The 19,461-nt window shown below is 73.2% G+C and carries 15 protein-coding genes; 4 read left to right on the plus strand and 11 right to left on the minus strand.

Annotation, left to right across the window (positions count from 1 at the left end; all coding sequences use genetic code 11):
* The coding region (locus ABZE72_RS08650) for an enoyl-CoA hydratase-related protein (RefSeq protein ID WP_372728615.1) at positions 1–296 on the minus strand (296 nt) is incomplete at its 3' end.
* A gap of 56 nt (positions 297–352) precedes the next feature.
* Here ABZE72_RS08650 and ABZE72_RS08655 point away from each other — a divergent pair.
* Together ABZE72_RS08655 and ABZE72_RS08660 are read left to right on the plus strand one after the other, a co-directional pair.
* The gene (locus ABZE72_RS08655) at positions 353–787 is read left to right on the plus strand and encodes a nitroreductase family deazaflavin-dependent oxidoreductase (protein ID WP_372728616.1); all 435 of its coding nucleotides are present in this window, start codon (positions 353–355) and stop codon (positions 785–787) included.
* Positions 788–823: 36 nt separating this feature from the next.
* A complete protein-coding gene (locus ABZE72_RS08660) occupies positions 824–2,326 on the plus strand; it encodes an alpha/beta hydrolase (protein ID WP_372728617.1) in 1,503 nt (500 codons plus the stop codon).
* Between the two features lie 48 nt (positions 2,327–2,374).
* On the opposite strand, the gene ABZE72_RS08665 is transcribed toward ABZE72_RS08660, so the two are convergent.
* From ABZE72_RS08665 to ABZE72_RS08685, 5 genes are all read right to left on the minus strand, one after another.
* On the minus strand, positions 2,375–2,983 hold the full coding sequence (locus ABZE72_RS08665) for an amino acid-binding protein (RefSeq protein WP_372728618.1): 609 nt from the start codon (positions 2,981–2,983) through the stop codon (positions 2,375–2,377).
* Positions 2,984–3,137: 154 nt separating this feature from the next.
* Entirely contained in the window at positions 3,138–4,889 is a 1,752-nt protein-coding gene (gene recD, locus ABZE72_RS08670) for an exodeoxyribonuclease V subunit alpha (protein ID WP_372728619.1), read from the minus strand.
* The gene (locus ABZE72_RS08675) at positions 4,886–8,251 is read right to left on the minus strand and encodes a UvrD-helicase domain-containing protein (RefSeq protein WP_372728620.1); all 3,366 of its coding nucleotides are present in this window, start codon (positions 8,249–8,251) and stop codon (positions 4,886–4,888) included. Before ABZE72_RS08675 ends, recD begins: the two co-directional genes overlap by 4 nt.
* Positions 8,248–11,619, minus strand: coding sequence for an exodeoxyribonuclease V subunit gamma (recC, locus tag ABZE72_RS08680; RefSeq protein WP_372728621.1), 3,372 nt, complete (start codon positions 11,617–11,619; stop codon positions 8,248–8,250). The genes ABZE72_RS08675 and recC overlap by 4 nt, the downstream gene beginning before the upstream one ends.
* Positions 11,620–11,683: 64 nt before the next feature.
* Entirely contained in the window at positions 11,684–12,112 is a 429-nt protein-coding gene (locus tag ABZE72_RS08685) for a PGPGW domain-containing protein (protein ID WP_372728622.1), read from the minus strand.
* 82 nt (positions 12,113–12,194) lie between these two features.
* Here ABZE72_RS08685 and ABZE72_RS08690 point away from each other — a divergent pair, with 82 nt between their 5' ends.
* On the plus strand, positions 12,195–14,336 hold the full coding sequence (locus tag ABZE72_RS08690) for a SpoIIE family protein phosphatase (protein WP_372728623.1): 2,142 nt from the start codon (positions 12,195–12,197) through the stop codon (positions 14,334–14,336).
* Positions 14,337–14,376: 40 nt separating this feature from the next.
* On the opposite strand, the gene paaE is transcribed toward ABZE72_RS08690, so the two are convergent.
* From paaE to paaA, 5 genes are read right to left on the minus strand one after another with little or no spacing between them, the layout of a single operon-like run.
* Positions 14,377–15,474 carry a 1,2-phenylacetyl-CoA epoxidase subunit PaaE gene (paaE, locus tag ABZE72_RS08695; RefSeq protein WP_372728624.1) on the minus strand — a complete coding sequence of 366 codons (1,098 nt, stop codon included), beginning with the start codon at positions 15,472–15,474 and terminating at the stop codon, positions 14,377–14,379.
* Position 15,475: 1 nt separating this feature from the next.
* Entirely contained in the window at positions 15,476–15,985 is a 510-nt protein-coding gene (gene paaD / locus ABZE72_RS08700) for a 1,2-phenylacetyl-CoA epoxidase subunit PaaD (protein ID WP_372728625.1), read from the minus strand.
* Positions 15,986–16,011: 26 nt separating this feature from the next.
* Positions 16,012–16,995, minus strand: a complete 984-nt coding sequence (paaC, locus tag ABZE72_RS08705; protein WP_372728626.1) for a 1,2-phenylacetyl-CoA epoxidase subunit PaaC — start codon at positions 16,993–16,995, stop codon at positions 16,012–16,014.
* 11 nt (positions 16,996–17,006) lie between these two features.
* The gene (gene paaB, locus ABZE72_RS08710) at positions 17,007–17,309 is read right to left on the minus strand and encodes a 1,2-phenylacetyl-CoA epoxidase subunit PaaB (RefSeq protein ID WP_372728627.1); all 303 of its coding nucleotides are present in this window, start codon (positions 17,307–17,309) and stop codon (positions 17,007–17,009) included.
* Positions 17,306–18,358, minus strand: a complete 1,053-nt coding sequence (gene paaA / locus ABZE72_RS08715; protein WP_372728628.1) for a 1,2-phenylacetyl-CoA epoxidase subunit PaaA — start codon at positions 18,356–18,358, stop codon at positions 17,306–17,308. The genes paaB and paaA overlap by 4 nt, the downstream gene beginning before the upstream one ends.
* Before the next feature lie 132 nt (positions 18,359–18,490).
* On the opposite strand from paaA, the gene ABZE72_RS08720 reads away from it, so the two are divergent.
* The coding region (locus tag ABZE72_RS08720; protein WP_372728629.1) for an aldehyde dehydrogenase family protein at positions 18,491–19,461 on the plus strand (971 nt) is incomplete at its 3' end.

A 19,461-nucleotide genomic window follows, 5' to 3' on the forward strand; every position in this document is an offset into this window, starting at 1 on the left:
CGCTGGTCGCCACCGGTGCAGAACGCCCACTTGTCGTTCTTCTCGCTGGGGCCGTTGCCGGTGAGCAGCACGCAGCCCACGTCGCTGGAGATCCGCGCGTGCTCGAGGACCCGCAACAGCTCGTCGACCGTGTGCGGCCGGAAGGCGTTCAGGACGTCGGGCCGGTCGAACGCGATCCGCACCGTGCCGTGGGCCTTCGCCCGGTGGTAGGTCAGGTCGGTCAGGTCCTCGAAGCCGGGAACGGTGTCCCAGGCGTCCGCGTCGAAGATCTCCGACACGCCGTCGATCGCACTCATGCGCCCCACCGTAGTGGGTGGGGAATGTGCCCCCGACCAGCGGTGTTGACGCCGACATGACCTCTTCCGGCTCCTACGCGCCCAGCCCCGCCGACTGGGTCCGCGAACAGGTGGCGACGTACGAAGCGAGCGGCGGGACCGAGGGGAACACCCTGCGCGGTGTCCCGATCGTGGTGATCACCTCCCGCGGCGCGAAGTCCGGCAAGCTCCGCAAGAACCCGGTCATGCGGGTCGAGCACAACGGCGCGTACGCCGCCATCGCCTCCTCCGGCGGCGACCCGCAGCACCCGGCGTGGTTCCACAACTTCGTCGCCGACCCGCGGGTCCACCTGCAGGACGGCCCGCACCCCGAGCCGTACGTCGCGCGTCGTGTCGAGGGCGAGGAGCGAGCGCTGTGGTGGGAGCGCGCCGTGGCCGTGTGGCCGGCGTACGACGACTATGCGGCGAAGACCGACCGCGACATCCCGGTGTTCGTGCTCGAGCGCGCCTGAGCCGGGACCTCCCCGGCGCTGGGTCGTTGGGCAGGCATGCGTGCCCGTCTGGTCCTGGCCCCCGTCCTGCTGCTGGCCCTCTCGCTGCTGCCCGGGCAGGCGGTTGCCGCCGGCGGACCTGATCCGCACAGCCCGGAGTACACCGCGCGCGACCTGCAGAACATCGCCGACGCCTACGGCCGGATCACCGCACCCGGCGGCCAGCTGCAGAACCCGGCGTACCTGCCGGCGCTGGTGCAGGCGATCGGCCGGACCAGCGTCGACCAGCTGCTGCTCCAGGCCGCCACGCCCACCCGGCTCGCGCTCAACCCCGGCAACCTGGTCCCCGGGTGGAACGTCGGCAACCCGCTGCGCGCGAACTGGGCGCAGACCCGCGGCCGGTCGACGCAGGTCGCCTTCACCAACAGCTACGGCGCCCTGCTGCGTGGCACGGTCCACCGGCCGAGGCCCGGCGCCCGCGACCCGTACACCGGACGGAAGCTGCGCCCGCCGTACCCGGGCGTGGTGCTGACCGAGGGATCCGTCGGTGGCTCCGAGGGCATGTACGAGTGGCTCGCCCAGGACCTGGCCGAGCGCGGGTACCTCGTGCTGACCTACGACGTGCAGGGCCAGGGCACCAGCGAGACCCTCCCCCACGACGGCTCACCGGTCTCCGACGAGATGCCGTGGTGCAACCCGTTCTCGACGCCGCGCGAGCACGAGACGAACGGCTGCCCCGGGGTGCCGTTCCAGCAGCTGTCGAACTTCGTGGTCGGCACCCGCAACGCGCTCGGCTTCTTCACCTCCACCCCGCGCCGGCCCTACCGGAACCGCGGCGCCGACGAGTCGGACGTGACCCTGCACAACCCCTACTGGCGCCTCTTCGACCGCTCCCCCGACCGTCGTGCGGCGACCCCGGGCCGGACCACCCGGATCGCGATCATCGGCCACTCGATGGGTGCCGCCGCGGTCTCCAAGGTGCAGGGCATCGACAAGCGGGTGGCCGCGGTGGTGGCCCTGGACAAGCTGACCGGTCCGGGCTCGAACGGCGCCCTGGACGGCGAGGGCAACGTGCCGGTCGTGCCGGCCCTGGGCATCCAGTCGGAGTACGGGTTCTCGGTCACGCCCTGGTGGATGAGCGGCGGCAGCTCGCTGGCTCCCCAGCCCTCCCCGGACGGCCCCGACCCCGAGCGGGAGCGCGCCACCGGGTTCGATGCCTGGCAGGCGGCCGGCGTGGACGCGATGATGGTCGTGCCCCGGGCCTCGACCCACCTGGAGTACACCGACATCCCGCTGGTGCTGCCGGCCAGCCGGTACGGCCAGGCCCTGACCAGCGCCTACGTCCAGCACTGGTTGGACCGCTACCTCAAGCACCGGAAGAACACGAAGGCCCTGCTGGGCACGCGGCTGCGCTACCTCGAGCCGGTCGGCAACGACGTCTGGTCGCCGGTGTCGTTGGATCGCGACGCACTGCTCAGCTACGCCTACTGCTCGGCGTACGACGTGCGGGTCGGCAAGCGTCGGCGCGCGTCCGGGGACATCACCGGCGTCGGCTGCTGACCGGCTGACCAGCCGGCCGCCCAGGTCAACCCGCCCGGGTCAGCCCGGTCAGCCCGCCCGGGCGATCGACATCGCCAGCCCGACGAGGTGACCGAGCCGGGCGAGCTCCGCGTCGAGGAACTCGGGCCCGCCGCGACGGCCGATCAGGATGATCTCGTCGTCGTTGAGCCGTGCCCCGCAGTGCACGTTGTCGTCCTCGGTCTGGATCCGGACCGCTCGCCCGATCGAGGTGAAGGCCAGCTCGTCCGGGGCCGCCTCGGTGGCCCGGACGATGCCCCGCTCGCGGTGCACCCGGGCGGCCCAGTCGGCGCGGAAGGTGATCGGGAGCAGTCCGAGCAGCCGGTCGATCGCCTCGTGCGGGTTGTTGGTCATCTGCTCGACGGCCTCGAGGTCGAGGAAGAGGTTGCCGCCGGCGGCGTACCGGGAGATCCAGACCACCCGCACCCCGTCCAGGGCGTTGCACGCCGAGACGACCGAGTCCGGCATCACGCCGGGCTCCATCTCCAGCAGCACGTCGTCGACGGCGATCCGTTCGTCGTGCCGCTTCTCCACGATCTCGATCGCCTCGATGTCGCCGCCGGCCTCACCGATGGCCCCCGCCAGACGACCCAGGGAACCGGGCACGTCGGACAGCTCCACCCGCAGCAGGAACGGCATCACACATCTCCATCGATCGACTGCCCCGACCCTAGTCCGTACAGGTTGCGCCCATGTTTCGTCCCCGCTGACCTGCCAGTTGTGGTTGGTGATCGGCAACCACAACTGGCAGGTGGGCGGGATTGGAGCAACCACAACTGGCAGGTCAGCGCCATCAGTTGCCGGCGAGGCGTTGGCGCAGGCCGGTCGCTCGCTGGGCCCGGGTCTCGACGGCGGCGCGTACGGCGGCCTCGGTCCCGACCACCCGCACGTGCGACTTGGCGCGGGTGACCGCGGTGTAGAAGAGCTCGCGGGTGAGCAGCCGCGAGCCCTCGTCGGGCAGCAGCACGGTGACCCGTTCGGCCTGGCTGCCCTGGCTCTTGTGGATCGTCATCGCGTGCATCGTCTCCACCGACTCCAACCGGCCGGGCGCGAAGTCGAGCAGGCCGCCGCTGCCGGCGATCACCGCCCGCAACCGACCGTCGGGCTGCACGATCGCAGCTCCGGTCTCGCCGTTGTACACGCCGAGCGCGTAGTCGTTGGCGCTGACCAGCAGCGGGCGGCCCGGGTACCACTCCGACCAGATCTCCTGACCGAGCTCCTCGCCCAGCCACCACTCGACCTGCCGGTTCCAGTGACGTACGCCGTGCGGTCCCTCCCGGTGGGCGCACAGCAGGCGGTGCTCGTCGAGCGCCGCGACCGCCGCCGGGGCATCCCCCTGCTCCGCGGCGCGGCGTACCGCCAACGCGGCCGCGACCGTGTCCTCGCGCAGCACCGCACCGGCGTCCTCGGTCTCCACGAACTCGACCTCGTCCGACTCCGTCCGCAGAGCGGCCAGGACGTCCTCGACATCGCCGGTGCGCAGCGCCTCGGCCAGCCGCTTGATGTCCTCGGTGGAGCGGAAGTTCTCGGTCAGCGAGACCACCGGGGAGGCCGGGTCGTCGGCGTACCCGGCGACCACGTCGGAGAGCACCGCCCCCGCCCCCACCGAGGTGAGCTGGCGGGGGTCGCCGACCAGCACCAGCCGCGACTGCGGCCGGACCGCCTCGAGGAGCCGGGCCATCATCGTCAGCTCGACCATCGACGACTCGTCCACGACGACCAGGTCGTACTTCAGCCGGTTGGCCCGGTCGTGCCGGAAGCGGGTGCTGTTGTCGGGACGCCACCCCAGCAGCCGGTGCAGCGTCATCGCCTCGAGCGAGCCGATCCGGGCGCGGTCGGCCGGCTCCAGCACCGCCAGCTCGGCCTGGACCGCCTCCTGGAGCCGCGCGGCGGCCTTGCCGGTCGGGGCGCTCAGCGCGATCGAGACCCGCTCCCCCGACCGGTCGAACTGGTCGGCGACCAGCGCCAGGATCCGGGCCACGGTCGTGGTCTTTCCGGTGCCCGGCCCGCCGGTGAGCACCGTGGTCCACTGCCGCACCGCTCGGCGAGCGGCCTCCTCCTGCTCGCTGCTGAGCCGGCCGGCCCGGACCCGGGTCACCGCGGCCTCCAGCACGGCCTCGTCGACCACCGGCGGGGGCTGGGCGGCGCGGGTCCGCAGGTCGGCGCAGACCTGGCTCTCCAGTCGGTGGTACCGGTCCAGGTAGAGCAGTCCGTGCTCGAGCCGCACGGCTCCCTCGGCCACCAGCGGGGACGCCGCCAGCGCCCGCGCCCAGTCCGCGGCGTGGGGCCAGGCGAGCTCCGGGGCAACCTGCGCAATCGTGGTCAGGTCGACCGCCACCGAGCCGTGCCGCACCGACCGGACCGCCAAAGCCACGGCCAGGTGCACCCGTTCGTCGGACTCCCCGGCCAGGTCGGAGACCCGCAGGGCGACGTGCAGGTCGGCGGACTCCAGGACGCCGGCCCGGTTGAAGTCGGCGAGCAGGCCCGTCGCGCCCACCATCAGCCGCCAGTCGTGCTCGCCGACAGGCTCGAAGAGCTCGGTCATCGCGCCACCTCCTCGGGCGCGGGCGGCCGGCCCGGGGTGAGCCCGTCGAGCAGGTCCGAGACGTCCTCGACGAGCTGGGCCGGCGGCCGCCAGGTGAAGACGCCGCAGGGCTCGCCGTCCGCCAGCGGGGTGTCCGGCCCGCACATGCCGCGCAGGTAGAGGTAGACCACGCCGCCGAGATGGGTCGCCGGGTCGTAACCGGGCTGCCGCCAGCGCAGGAAGCGGTGCAGCACGACGGCGTACAGCAACGCCTGGAGCGGGTAGTCGGAGTGCGCCATCGCCGCGGCCAGCGCCTCGGGTCGGTAGTCGTGGGCGGTGAGCGGGGCGTCGTGACGGCCGAGCCAGTTGGTCTTGTAGTCGACGACCACGTAACGCGGACCGTCGAGTCGGAGCACGACGTCGACCGAGCCGGTCAGGTAGCCGCGCAGGCTCTGCTGGCCCAACGTCGGCTCGGCGAGCGCCTCGGCGTACCCGCGCACCGGATCGCCCTCGGGCAGATGGCGCAACAGCAGCGGCCGCAGGTCGGACAGCCGCGGGTCGCCGACCCCGGTTCCGGCCAGGTCTCCACCGGCCAGGGGCAGCTCGAACTCCATCTCCCGCAGCCGGTCCCGCAGCCCGATCCGCCGCAGTGTGGTGCCGATCGACGAGCCCAGCGGGGAGTCGCACACCGCCACCAGGGCGTCGGCGAGCGCCTCGGGGTCCACCTCGACCGGCCAGCGGACGAGCTGCTCGTGCACGTGGTCGAGCAGTTCGGCGCGCAGGTCGGCGGCGTCGGGGTCGGCGTGCTCCAGCACGGCGTGCACCAACGAGCCGAAGGTGGCGCCCACCGGCAGGTCGGCCATCGGCGACGGCACCCCCGTCGCCGGGTCGCCGGAGGTCGACGTCGCACCCGAGGTGGTCACGTCCTCGTCGTCCTTGGGCTGGCTCTCGGGCTCGCTGGCGACCGCACCCCCGGTCGGACCGCCGGCCACCCCCCGGTCCACCGCGGTCAGCGAGGAGTACGACGTCCGGCGCCACCCGAGGTCGACCGAGCGGGAGAACGTCCGCCGGGACAGCTCGGGCGCCGGATCGCGGAGCGGCTCGGCCCCGGGCTCCACGGGGACGGCCGGCTCGACGACCGGCCCCCCGGCCAGCTGCCACTGCTCGAAGATGCCCGCGGCCTCGTCGTCGGTCCGGTTGGCGAACTCGTCGGGCACCTGGGCGCCACCGGGGCGACGACCCTGCAGGAGTCGGTGCAGCGGGGAGGCCGGGGTGTTCCGGGTGGGCGCCCACCAGCAGACCACCTGGGACTGGGCCCGGGTGATCGCGACGTAGAGCAGCCGCAGCCACTCACCGGCCTCCTCACCGAGCCAGCGGCGGACGTCCTCGCTCCAGCCGGCCCCGCCTTCGCCGCCCACGTTGACGCAGCGTTGACCCTCGTCGTCGTGGAAGAGCGGCATCGACGGCTTGGGCGTCGGCCGGTCGGCCAGGGCGGGCAGGTAGACGACCGGGTACTGCAGGCCCTTGCTGGCGTGGATGGTCACCAGCTGGACGGCCGCCGCGTCGGAGTCGAGGCGTCGGGTCCGCTCTGCTCCCTGGCCGGCGCTGCCGGTGGCGATCTGGGCCCGCAGCCAGGTCACCATCGCCACCAGACCCAGCTTGTCGCGCAGGGCGACCTCGTGCAGCGCCTCCCCGAGGTGGCGCAGGTCGGTCAGGTGCCGCTCCCCGGAGACCCGGGACAGCACCCGCTCGGGCAGGCCGGCCGCGGTGGCCGCCTCGAGGACCGCCGCGATCCCGCGCAGGGTGAAGACCTCGACCCAGGCGCGGAGCTGGTCGGCGACCCGGTCGGTCAGGTCGTCCCCACCCTCGTCCAGCTCGCGGGCGGTGGCGCCGACGAACGAGGTCAGCGCCGCGGCCCGGACCCGGGCACTGCGGTGCGGCTGCTCCAGGGCCTCGAGCAGCTCCAGCCACTCCCGGGCGGCCGGCGTCTCGAAGACGCTGCCGCCACCCGCGATGACGGCCGGGACGCCGGCGTCGAGGAGCGCCGCCCGGGCGGCGGCGAGGTCGGCGTGCTTGTAGGCGATCACGGCGACGTCGCGCGGCCGGAGCTCGCGACCCTCGAAGGTGGCACCGGAGGCGAGCAGGGCGCGGATGTCCAGGGCGAGGTCGCGGGCGATCCACGGCCGCACCTCCCCCACGACCAGCGGCCGGGATCCGGACGAGCCGAACTGGTCGCGCCGGACGGTCCGCAGCCGCAGGGGTGCCGGGTTCGGGAGTCCGACGAGCCGGCACTCGTCGTGCGAGGAGACCACGTCGTGCACGACGATGCGCTCGTCGCCCAGGGCAGCCCCGCGCAGCATGACCTGGAAGGCGTCCAGCAGCCCCTGGTCGCTGCGGCGGTTCACCGCGAGCGTCCGGGTGGTGGTCGCGGTCTCGGCGGCCTGCAGGTACGTCGCGACGTCGCCGCCACGGAAGGCGTAGATGGCCTGCTTCGGGTCGCCGATCAGGACCATCGTGGCGTGGCCGGTGAACGCCCGGTCGAGGACCTGCCACTGCACGGGATCGGTGTCCTGGAACTCGTCGACCAGCACGATCGACCAGCGCGCCCGCATCCGGGAGCGGGCGGCGGCGTCCTCGTCGGCGAGGGCGTCGGCCAGCTGGCTGAGCAGGTCGTCGTAGGAGAGGACGCCGAGCAGGCGCTTGCGCCGGTCCATCTCGCGCCGGACCGCGCGGGCGAACGCGACCCGGCGCCCGGCCGGCGTGGTCGGGTTCTCCTCGGCCGGCTCGAGGCGTGCCTGGGGGTCGCCGACCGCGGTGCGGGCGATGGCCAGGGCCTCGGTCCGGGTGAAGACCGGCGTCTGCTCGGCGTAGGCGAAGGCCCGTAGGTAGAGGTCGTCGACGACCTCGCCGAGCAGGTCGTCGAGGTCCTCGACCAGTCGAGCGCCGGCGTCGGTGTCGCCGGCCACGCCCAGGGAGCCGAGCACCATGCTGCAGAACTGGTGGGTGGTGGCGATGGTGGCGGCGTCGAAGGTCGCCAACGCCTCGGCGATCCGCCGACGCATCACGCGACGCTCCGGCTCCTCGCGTGCCAGCAGCATCTCGATCAGCTCGGAGGGCTCGGCCACCGTCTCTCCGGCCAACGCCCGCTCCGCCTCGACCAGCTGGGTGCGCACGCGTTCCCGCAGCTCCTGGCTGGCGGCGCGCCCGAAGGTGACCACCAGCATCTGCTCGAGGGTGGCGTGGCCCTCGGCGACGAAACGGGTGACCAGCGCGCCGATGGTCCAGGTCTTCCCGGTGCCCGCGCTCGCCTCGAGCAGGGTGGTGCCGGTCGGCAGCTCCCCGCAGATCTGGAACTGCTCCGGCGTGCGGCGTACGGCGCTCACAGGGCGGCCACCTTCTCGGCCCCGGTGAGCAGGGGCTGCCAGATCTGCCAGGCGTACGTCGGCAGGCCGGCGTCGACGAGGACCTGCAGGTCCGCGTGCGGGCCGAAGACCCGGACGTGCGCGGGGTCGGCGTCCTCGCCGGTGATCCCGAACGCGTGGAACGGGTCGGTGCGCCACTGCTTGACCGCCTCGTCGCCCGGGCTGCGCGGGTCGCCCAGCCTGCCGCGTTGGACCGCCTCGGCCCAGGCCAGCCCGGTGAGCAGCGGGACCGGCAGGGGCTGTCGCAGACCGAGGTCACGCAGCTCCACCAGCTCGCGCAGCCACTGGGTCGCCCGATGGTCGAGCGGGCCGGCCAGCGCCCGCATCGCTCCCGCCCGGTGGCGACCGACGGCATGGGCGGTCCAGTGCTGGTCGGGCTCGGCGGCGCTCAACGCCAGCAGGTCGACCCAGGAGGAGAGCCGCTGACGGGCCTTGAGGTTGGAGTAGCCCAGGCTGACGATCCGGCTGCCGTGGAGGCCGGAGACGGTGCCGGTGAGTCGGCGCCCACCGCCCAGGTCGACGTCCACGTCCCGGGCCCGCGCCTCTCCCTCGCGGAGCGGGTCGGTGGCCCGGAACAGCTGCTGCGCCTTGGCCACCACCTCGTGCAGCGCCCGGGTGCCGAGCCCACCGGGGGGCAGGGTGCCGCGCAACTGCTCGGCGACCATCACCTCGACCGGGTCCTGCCCGGCCATCACCTCGCGCAGGAGACGGTCGCCCACCCCCCACAGCTCGAGGGCGTCGAGGTCGATCGGGATCGCGTCGTGGACCTCGTCCGCCTCCCGGGGTGTCGAGACGTCGAGGCGGGCGCGCAGGAACTCGCGGACCGGGTGACTCAGGAAGCGCTTGAGGTCGGCCAGCGAGACGTCCTCGACCGGGCGCTCGGCGAGGGCGCCGTCGAGGAACGGGGCGGGCGGCACGCGGTCACGAGCGGCGGCCTGCGCTCCCGCCAGGGCGGCCGCGTCGAAGCTGAAGGCCTCGGGGCGACCGAGCGCGCCCGGCGTCAGGTTCCGGGCGTCGTACGGCTGCAACGGGTGCTTCACGAGCACCCGCTCCCGGACCGGCGCCGCGGTGGTGCGGTCGAGGGCGTCCAGGATCTCGCCGAGAGGTACGGCGGGGGGGCGCGACTGGCCGGACTGCTCGTTCGCGCCGGTGTAGGTGACCACCAGCGTCTCCTCGGCGGCCAGCACCGCGTCCAGCAGCAGCTGACGGTCCTCGGCGCGGATGTCCCGCTCGCCGGTGCGCGGACGCCGGGCCAGCGCGTCGTCGCCGTCGATCGAGCCGATCCGGGGGAAGACACCGTCGTCGAGCCCGACCAGGCACACCACCCGGTGCGGGACCGAACGCATCGGGACCATCGTGCAGACGGTGAGGGTGCCGGTGCGGAAGTTCGCCCGGGTCGGCCGCCCACCCAGCCGGGAGAGGAGCAGGGCCCGGACGTCGGCCAGCCGGAGCGACACGCCCACCCCACCGTCAGCCGCCCCACCGTCGGCCGCCGACCCGGAGGCCGAGTCCACGGCCCGGGCCAGCTCGCGCTCGAACTGGGCGACCTGCCAGGCCTCGTCGACCTCGACGTCGGTGAGGCTGCGCACCCCTTCGCGCAGGGCGCTCATCCAGTCGCCGACCGCGCCGGCCCGGGACAGCGCGGCCAGGCAGTGCTCGACCCGATTCAGGAACTCGCCGAGCCGGCCGGCGAGGTCGATGTCGCTGCTGCCGACGTCGTCCAGCGGCAGGCCGCGCCCCAGCCGTCGGTGGTCCTCACCGCTCATCGCGACGCCGAGCAGGATCCGGTCGAGCCCGGCCCGCCACGTGTTGTGCGCGAAACCGTCCATCGCGAAGCCGGCCCGCGTCTGCTGGTCGAGCCCCCAGCGGACGCCGGCCTCGCCGACCCAACGGGTGATCCGGAGCAGGTCGTCGTCGGTGAAGCGGAACCGGTGCCGACAGGCCGGCGCCGCGGCCAGGTCCAGCACCTCGGTGGCCGTCACCCGACCGCCGGCCAACTCGACGAGCGAGGCGGCGACCGCCAGCAGGGGGTTGGTGCTGCTCAGTGCCCGGTCGGCGAGTCGGACCCGCAACCGGTGGGCCGGGTGCCCCTCCGCACCGACGACGTCGCCGAGCCCGAAGCCCGCCGAGATGAGCGGCGCGAAGGTCTCGATGTCGGGGCACATCACCAGGATGTCGCGCGGCTCCAGGGTGGGGTCGTCCTCGAGCAGCCCGACCAGGACCTCTCGGAGCACGTCGACCTGTCGCGCCGGGCCGTGGCAGGCGTGCACCTGCACACTGCGGTCGTGCGCGTCGTGGCGTCGCTCGGCGCGCACACCGTCGACCGGATCCCGGTTGGCGCGCAGGTCCGCCTGGAGCCAGCCGAGCAGGGTCTCCCTGCCCTCGGGCGCGGTCGCCACCGCGTGCTCCTCCACGTCGACTCCCGCCTCCTCCGCCAGGGCCAGGGTGCGCCGGAGCTCGCGGGTGTCGCGCCCCAGCGAGGCCAGCAACGGGTGCCGGGCGTGCTCAGCCGAGGTGTCCTCCGACCGCGGGACCGGTCCCCCCAGGGAGGCCAGGTCGTCCCAGAGCTGCGGCGAGGGCTGCGGCAGCCAGACGTGCACGTCGCGCACCTCGGCCAGGGCGGCGAGCAGCTCGACCTCGGTGGGGGCGAGCCGGGTGTGCCCGAAGAGCGAGAGCCGCGGCGGCAGGTCGAGCCCGGCGCCCCCGGCGCGCAACCGGGCCACCGTCTCGTCGTGGCGCACGTCCGGCGCCGGCTCCCCGACCCGGTCGACCAGTCGCCGCCACAGCTCGGCCTGCCAGAGCAGGTCGACCTCGAGCGGCGCACCGCCCCCGTCGAGGTCGCGCCCGGCTCGCCAGTCGCGGACCAGCTGCGGGCGCTGCACGGCGTACGACGCGAAGAGTCCGGCCAGGCGTCGGGCGACCGCGAACCGGCGGTTGCGCCGGACCGCTGCCTCGTCGGGCTCCTGTCCCTGGCCGAGGTGGGCGCCGAGGGTGGCGCACCAGGGCTGGCCCAGGCTCTCGTCGATCACCTCGAGCAGCGGCCAGACGAGTCGGTCGGGGTCCCACGGGTCGTCCCGCTCCCGGCCGAGCAGCAACGAGACCAGCGACCGGGGACTGAGGAAACGGACGCCGGCGCAGACGCCGTCGCCACCGCGCGGGCCGACGCCGAGACGGTGCGAGAGCCGTTGGGTGAGCCAGCGCTCCACGCCCTTCGCGGGCACGGCGACGACCTCCTCGGCGAAGGGGTCCGCCAACGGCTGCGCGAGCAGCTCGCCGAGGGCGTCGGCGAGCAGGTCGGTGCGCGCGGCACGATGGAGATGGAGCGTCACGCGCTGCACCCTAGAGGCCGGCACCGACAACCGTCCGCAGACCGGCGGCGCCCCTCGGCGCGGATCAGCGGAAGCGCCGGTAGCTGTAGACAATCGTGGCGAAGGCGATCAGGCCGGAGCCGATCTGGGTGAGCCCGGTCGACCAGCCGCCGATCAGCCACCACGACTCGCGCCACGGCCACCAGCCGGGAGCGTCCGGGCGCACGCACCAGACCACCCCGATGGCGACCAGGAGCGCAGCGCCGGTGCAGGAGGCGATGATCCGTGGCCAGGTGGCGACGCTGTCGGTGGCGGCCTGCCAGGCCCGCTCCTTGACCGGTTCCAGGTGCCGCTTCGCCCACTCGTACTGCCGGGAGAGCAGCGCCAGTCCGGCGAAGATCGCGAGCAGCCCGGGGCCGGGCAGGACGAGCGCGGCGATCCCGACCAGCACCAGACCCCAGCCCAGCGTCTCCAGGGCCAGGCGTCGCAAGGCCGCATGGCCGAGGGATCTCACATCAGGCAGCCTGCCAGAACCCCGGTCGGCGGCAGGCTGGGAAACACCGTTTACCCCTCCGGTGTCGTGGAATGATCACCCCGTGGCCGGTTCCCATGATCTCGGCGGGCTGGCCTGGCATCCAGATCCGCGCCTGCTCGACAGCCTGCACGTCGCCGTCGTCGCCTTCGACCTCGACGGCTCACTGACCTACCTGAACGGCGCGGCGACCACCCTGTTCGGTCCGGTCCTGGCCAGGGCCGAGGTCTCTACCGGTCCGGTGCTGGTCTTCGACGACTCCGACGTCGGCGCCGCCGACGAGGTCCTCGGCCTGGTCCTCTCCGGCGGTGTCTGGGCCGGCGATCTCGCCATGCTCCTGGCGAGTGGGGAGAGCCAGGTGGTCAGCACCTCGTGGAGCCCGGTGCACCGGGACGGGAAGGTCGCCGGCGCCGTCCTCCTCGCCGAGCCGCCCACCACCAGCGACGACCAGGCCCGCCAGCTCGCCGCCCGACTGAGCCGCCTGGCAGCGGTGACGACGGACCTGCTCTTCGCCGAGTCGATCGAGGCCGTGACCCGGATCGTCACCGAGCACATGACCCGGGCCGCCAGCGCCACGGTCGGCTCCCTCTCCCTGCTGGTCGACGACGAGACCCTCGCCCTGATGGGGATCCGGGGCGGCAGGGAGGGCGTGGCGTCACGCTGGGCGACGTACTCCCTGAACAGCGAGACCCCGGCGGCCGAGGCCGTCCGCACCGGCCGGACCCTGCTGATCTCGGGCTCCGCGGAGATCCAGAACCGCTATCCGGACCTCGAGACGGCGGCCGAGGGCGAGCGCTCGATCGTCGCCCTGCCGCTGCTGGTCGCCTCGCGGGCGCTCGGCGTGGTCACGCTGTCGTTCCCGGGTCGCCGGGTCGTGGACGCCGCGGAGCTGCAGTTCCTCAGCATCTTGGCCGACACCTGCGCCCAGGCCATCGATCGGATCCAGGCGGTCGGCGAGGCGGCCGACCGGGAGGCCAAGCTCCGGTTCCTCTCCGAGGCGAGCGTGGAGCTGGCCACGGACCTGGACTACGAGGCCACGCTCCGCAACGTCGCCGAGCTCGCCGTGCCGTGGTTCGCCGACTGGTGCGCGATCGCCCTCGAGGCGGACGGTGAGCTGCGCACCACCTCCGTGGCCCACGCCAACCCCGCGAACCAGGAGCTCGTCATGGACCTCCAGACGAAGTACCCGATCTCCCCCGACGCCCCCCGCGGTGGCTACCAGGTCTTCCGCAGCGGCGAGTCCGACCTGATCCCCGAGATCTCCGACGAGCTGCTCGCCGCGTCCGCGCAGGACGAGGAGCACCTCGCGGTGCTGCGCAGCCTGCACTTCCGCAGCGCGATGGTGGTGCCGTTGAAGGTCTCCGGTCGCAGCATCGGCGTGATCACCTGGGTGGCCGGCGAGCACGGGCGGCGGTTCACCGAGGAGGACGTGAAGTTCGGCGAGGACCTGGCCCGGCGTGCCGCGGTGGCGATCGACAACGCCCAGCTGCACAGCCAGCTGCGCGACGTGGCGCTGCGACTGCAGCGCGCCGTCCTGCCCGAGCACCTTCCCCCGGTGCCGGGCTGGGAGCTGGCGGTCCAGTACCACCCGGCCGGCCGCACCGGCGCGGGCGGCGACTTCTACGACGTGATCCCCCTCAACGACGGCCGACTCGCGTTCTTCGTCGGCGACGTGATGGGGCGCGGCGTCGAGGCGGCCTCGGTGATGGCGCAGATGCGCTCCGCCGTGCGCACCCTGGCGGCGATCGACCCCCAGCCCGCGACGCTGATGCGCGGCCTGGACCGGGTCTTCGACCACCTGCACCTCGAGCAGCTGGTCACGGTCGTGTACGGCGTGGCCGACCCCGCCGAGGGCACGATCGAGTTGATCAACGCCGGCCACCCCTGCCCGCTGCTGATCTCCCCCACCCTGGCTGCCGACGAGGTCGCCGGCGTGGACACCCTGATCCTCGGCGTCGGTGGCGGGGAGCGCACCGTGGTCACCCGGCCGTTCGGTCCCGGGGAGACCCTGCTGCTCTTCACCGACGGTCTGATCGAACGGCGCAACGAGCACCTCGGCCGGGGCATGGAGCGGCTGGCGGGGCAGGCCAACCTGCTGAACGGACCGGTCCTCGCCGACCGGCTCGAGGCGCTGGTCAAGGAGATCGCCGACCCCGACAGCGACGACGACATCGCGGCCCTCGCGATCCGGATGAGCCGCGCCTGACCCGCGATCCGGCTGCCCGCGGCCTCAGACCCGACATGGGTCAGGCGTCGAAGTCGACCGTGACGGTGTCACTGACCGGGAACGACTGGCAGGTCAGCACGAAGCCCGCCTCGACCTCGGCTTGCTCCAGTGCGTAGTTGCGCCGCATCTCCACCTCGCCGTCGCGGACCAGCGCCCGACAGGTGCCGCACACGCCGCCCTTGCAGGCGAACGGCAGGTCGCTGCGGGTGGCCTGGGCGGCGTCCAGGATCGACAGGTCGCGCGACATCGGGGCGGTGGCGCTGAGCCCGTCGAGGACCACGGTCACGTCGCTGGTGTCGCCGGTCGCGACCGGGTCGACCCGGCGCAGCTCGGGCGGCGGCTCGTCGACGTAGAAGAGCTCGAAGTGCACCCGGTCGGCGGGGACGCCGAGCTCGTCGAGGACGGACCGGGCGTCGTTGATCATCGCGAAGGGGCCGCAGAGCCAGACGTGGTCCAGGTCGGCCACCGGCACCAGGACGTCCACCAGCCGGCGCAGCCGATCGGCATCGAGGCGGCCGGAGAAGAGCTCGACGTCGCGGGGCTCCCGGGAGAGCACGTGGACCAGCTGGAAGCGCGGGCCGTAGCGGTTCTTCAGGTCCGCCAGCTCCTCGGCGAACATCACCGACGCGCTGGTCCGGTTGCCGTAGAGCAGGGTGACCTCGGCCTCGGGGTTGCGCAGCAGCGTGGCGGCGATCGAGAGCATCGGGGTGATCCCGGAGCCGGCCGCGACGCAGAGGTGACGCCCCCCGACCTCGGGGTCGGCACGGAAGCTGCCGGTGGGCGTCTGCACCTCGATGACGGTGCCCGGGGCGACCTCGTTGACCAGCCAGGAGGAGAAGAGTCCGACCGGGATCTCGCGGACCCCGATCCGGGGACGCTCGCCGACCGGGGCGCAGATGGAGTAGCTGCGTCGGTGCTCCTGCCCGTCGATCGTGCGGCGCAGCGTCAGCGACTGCCCCGCCGAGAAGGCGAACGCCTCGCGCAGCTCGTCGGGCACGTCGAAGGTGACCGCGACCGCGTCGTCGCAGAGCCGCTCGACGGCGGCGACGGTGAGCGGATGGAAGACCGGGACGGAGCGAGCCGCCACCCGGGTGGTCGGCTGGGACGTGAGGGTCACGTCAGATCTCCTTCACGTGCTCGAAGGGCTCCAGGCAGGCGGTGCACCGGTAGAGCGCCTTGCAGGCGGTCGGTCCGAACTCCGAGGTCAGCTCGACCTCCGGGGAGGAGCACCGCGGGCAGGCGATGGCGCGTCGGGTCGGGGTGAGGGTGAGCGCGACCGGGCCCGTCGTACGCCGCACCGGGCCGGGGGCCGAGAGGCCGTGCTCGACCAGCGCCCGACGCCCCGCCTCGGAGATCCAGTCGCTGGACCAGGCGGGGCTCAACTCGACCTTGATCCGGACGTCGTCGAAGCCGGCGTCGTGCAGGCGGTGCACCAGGTCGTCGCGCATGGTCGCCATCGCGGGACAGCCGGAGTAGGTGGGCGTGATGGCGACGACGACGGCGCCGTCGGCGTCCACCTCGACACTGCGCAGCACGCCCAGGTCGGCCAGGGTCAGCATCGGCATCTCGGGGTCGGTCACCGTGCGGGCCACGGCGTACGCCCGCTCGGCGCGCGTCGTGGTGCCCACGTTCACCACTGGGTTCACCACTGGGCTCACCACTGGCCCATCGGGTGCGCCCGGGCGACGACCTGCATCTCGGCGAGCAGGCGGCTCAGCTCCTCGGTGTGCAGTCCGTGCCGACCGGTGCGACCGCGCACGCCCGCCAGCGGCGCCCGGTCGGGCCGCTCCACCCGACTCATCGCGAAGACCTGTTCCAGCACCACCGCGACCTCGTCGGCGACGGAGGCCGGGTCCACGCCGACCTCGGCGGCCGCCATCGCGGCCTCGACCGGGTGGGTGGCGACCAGTTCGGCCTGCAGCGGCCAGAGCTCGTCGAGCGCGTCGAGCAGGCGGCGACGGGACTCCTCGGTGCCCTGGGCGAGGGTGAGGAACCAGCGCCCGGCGTAGTCACGGGTGTAGGTCAGCTCCTTGACCCCCTTGACCGCCACCGCGGAGAGCACGTGGTCGCGACTGCTCGCCAGCCGCTCCAGCACGGCCAGCCGGGCGGTCGAGAAGACCAGCAGCCGGGCCACCGTGTGCGCGAAGTCGCCGTTCGCGACCTCGACCAGCCGGACGTTGCGGAAGTCGCCCGCCTCCCGGAAGAACGCGAGCGCATCCTCCGGCGGGACCGGCGAACCCTCCGGCAGGGCGGGTACGACGCTCGGGTCCGCCGCGGCCGCCCGCGCCAGCAGCAGCCGGGCCTGGCCCAGCAGGTCGAGCGCGATGTTGGCCAGCGCGATGTCGTCCTCGAGGTCGGGGGCGTTGCTGCACCACTCGCTGAGCCGGTGCGAGGCGATCAGCGCGTCGTCGGCGAGCATCAGGCAGTACGTCGCCAGCTCGTGCCGGTCGACCCCGTCGGGGATGGTCGTGTCGACCCCGGCGAGCGGGTCCTCGAAGTCGGTGCCGAAGGCCCACTGCGAGCTGTCGCCCGGGGCGTCGTGCCCGAGCAGGCCGTCGAAGATGCTGCCCTCGGCCGCGTTCGGGTCCGGGGCCGGGTGGTACGGGGGGGCCTGGTGGCCGGCGTGCGCGTCAGTCATGGGTTCCCCGATCACATGTGCGGGACGTCGGCGGGGATGGCGTAGAACGTGGGGTGCCGGTAGACCTTGTCGCCGCTGGGCGCGAACATCGGGTCCTTCTCGTCCGGGCTGCTCGCGGCGATCGCGTCGGCGCGCACCACCCAGATGCTGACGCCCTCGTTGCGCCGGGTGTACACGTCGCGCGCGTGCCGGAGCGCCATCTCGTCGTCGGCCGCGTGCAGCGAGCCGACGTGGACGTGGTTGAGGCCGCGCTTGCCGCGGACGAAGACCTCGTAGAGCGGCCACTCGCCGCGGACGCCGTGCTGCTCGCTCATCGGGTGCTCTCCTCGTCGGCCAGATCGTCGGCCGGGTCGCCGGCCAGATCGTCGGTCTGCTGCAGCTCGGTCTGACGGGCGGCGAACGCCAGGGCGGCCTCGCGCACCCAGGCGCCCTCCTCGTGGGCGCGGCGCCGATGGGCGATGCGCTGGGCGTTGCAGGGCCCGTTGCCCTGGATCACCTGCATGAACTCGTCCCAGTCGGGCGTGCCGAAGTCATGGGCGCCGCGCTCGGGGTTCCACTTCAGGTCGGGGTCGGGGAAGGTCACCCCGAGCGCCTTCGCCTGCGGCACCGACATGTCCACGAACCGCTGGCGGAGTTCGTCGTTGCCGTTGCGCTTGATCCCCCAGGCCATCGACTGGGCGGAGTTCGGTGACTCGTCGTCGGGCGGGCCGAACATCATCAGCGCCGGCCACCAGAACCGGTTCACCGACTCCTGCACCATCGCGCGCTGCTCGTCGGTGCCGCGCATCATCGTCATCAACAGCTCGTAGCCCTGGCGCTGGTGGAAGGACTCCTCCTTGCAGATCCGGACCATCGCGCGGCCGTAGGGCCCGAACGACGTACGGCACAGCGGCACCTGGTTGCAGATCGCGGCGCCGTCGACCAGCCAGCCGATGGTGCCCACGTCGGCGTACGTCAGCGTCGGGTAGTTGAAGATCGAGGAGTACTTCTGCTTGCCGGAGATCAGGTTCTCGGTGAGCTCGCCGCGCGAGGTGCCGAGCGTCTCGCAGGCGGAGTAGAGGTAGAGACCGTGGCCGGCTTCGTCCTGCACCTTGGCGAGCAGGATCGCCTTGCGGCGCAGGGAGGGAGCGCGGGTGATCCAGGCGCCCTCCGGCTGCATCCCGATGATCTCGGAGTGCGCGTGCTGCGCGATCTGGCGGATCAGCGTCCTGCGGTAGCCCTCGGGCATCCAGTCACGCGGCTCGATCCGGTCGTTGTGCTCGATCGTCGCCTCGAAGCCGGCGAGCAACTCCGCCTCGCCGGGCTGGCCGGCGGACCGTTCGGTGGGCCGCTCTGTGGACCGTTCGGTGGGCCGGGCCGTCATCAGTCCTCCAGGAAAGTCCGCGCGCACGATTTACTGACCGATCGGTCGTCCCCTAGTGTTACACGCATCGACAACCCGGCACAACGGGTGTCATATCGGTCAGGGACGTTTCGGGCGAGGGAAGGACCTCACGTGAGTGCACTGCTGGAGAGCTACGCCGTCGGAGAGTGGTTCCGGGCCACCGACGAGGGCGCCCCGCTGCTCGACGCCGGCACCGGCGAGGAGGTGGCCCGGATCTCCGCGACCGGCCTCGACCTCGGCGCGATGGTCGCCCACGCCCGCACCGTCGGCGGCCCGGCGCTGCGCGAGCTGACCTTCCACCAGCGCGCCCTGCTGCTCAAGGAGATGGCCAAGCACCTCGCGGCGGACAAGGACGAGTTCTACGCGCTCTCGCTGCGCACCGGCGCGACCGCGCGCGACTCGGCCGTCGACATCGACGGCGGCTTCGGCACGGTCTTCTCCTACGCGAGCAAGGGCCTGCGCGAGCTGCCCAACGACACGATCGTCCTCGACGGCGGGCTGGAGCAGCTCGGCCGCGGGGGCACGTTCGTCGGCCAGCACGTCTACACCTCCAGGCCTGGTGTCGCGGTGCAGATCAATGCCTTCAACTTCCCGGTCTGGGGGATGCTCGAGAAGCTCGCGCCGGCCTTCCTCGCCGGCCTGCCGACGATCGTCAAGCCGGCCAGCCAGACGGCGTACCTCACCGAGCTGGTGGTCCGCCGGATCATCGAGTCCCAGATCCTGCCCGAGGGCACGCTCCAGCTCCTCGCCGGCAGCGCCGGCACCCTCCTCGACGAGCTCGGCATCCAGGACTCGGTCGCCTTCACCGGCTCCGCCCACACCGCCGGACTACTTCGCAACCACCCGCAGGTGCTGCACGGCGGCGTCCGGCTCGGCGTCGAGGCCGACTCGCTCAACTGCTCGATCCTCGGGCCGGACGTGACCTCCGCGGACCCGGAGTTCGACCTGTTCGTCAAGGGCGTCGTGACCGAGATGACGGTCAAAGCCGGCCAGAAGTGCACCGCGATCCGCCGCACCATCGTGCCGGCGGCGATCGCCGACGAGGTCGTCGAGGCGATCCGGGCCCGGCTGGCGAAGGTCAC

Origin of the sequence: Nocardioides sp., from assembly GCF_041600255.1 — a bacterium.
Classification (GTDB): domain Bacteria; phylum Actinomycetota; class Actinomycetes; order Propionibacteriales; family Nocardioidaceae; genus Nocardioides.

What these genes read in the sequence shown, in the direction of transcription:
- ABZE72_RS08655 (WP_372728616.1), top strand. Translation starts at nt 353, where the DNA reads ATGACCTCTTCCGGCTCCTACGCGCCCAGCCCCGCCGACTGGGTCCGC.
- ABZE72_RS08660 (WP_372728617.1), top strand. Translation starts at nt 824, where the DNA reads ATGCGTGCCCGTCTGGTCCTGGCCCCCGTCCTGCTGCTGGCCCTCTCG.
- ABZE72_RS08665 (WP_372728618.1), bottom strand. Translation starts at nt 2,983, where the DNA reads ATGCCGTTCCTGCTGCGGGTGGAGCTGTCCGACGTGCCCGGTTCCCTG.
- recD (WP_372728619.1), bottom strand. Translation starts at nt 4,889, where the DNA reads ATGACCGAGCTCTTCGAGCCTGTCGGCGAGCACGACTGGCGGCTGATG.
- paaC (WP_372728626.1), bottom strand. Translation starts at nt 16,995, where the DNA reads ATGACTGACGCGCACGCCGGCCACCAGGCCCCCCCGTACCACCCGGCC.
- paaB (WP_372728627.1), bottom strand. Translation starts at nt 17,309, where the DNA reads ATGAGCGAGCAGCACGGCGTCCGCGGCGAGTGGCCGCTCTACGAGGTC.
- paaA (WP_372728628.1), bottom strand. Translation starts at nt 18,358, where the DNA reads ATGACGGCCCGGCCCACCGAACGGTCCACAGAGCGGCCCACCGAACGG.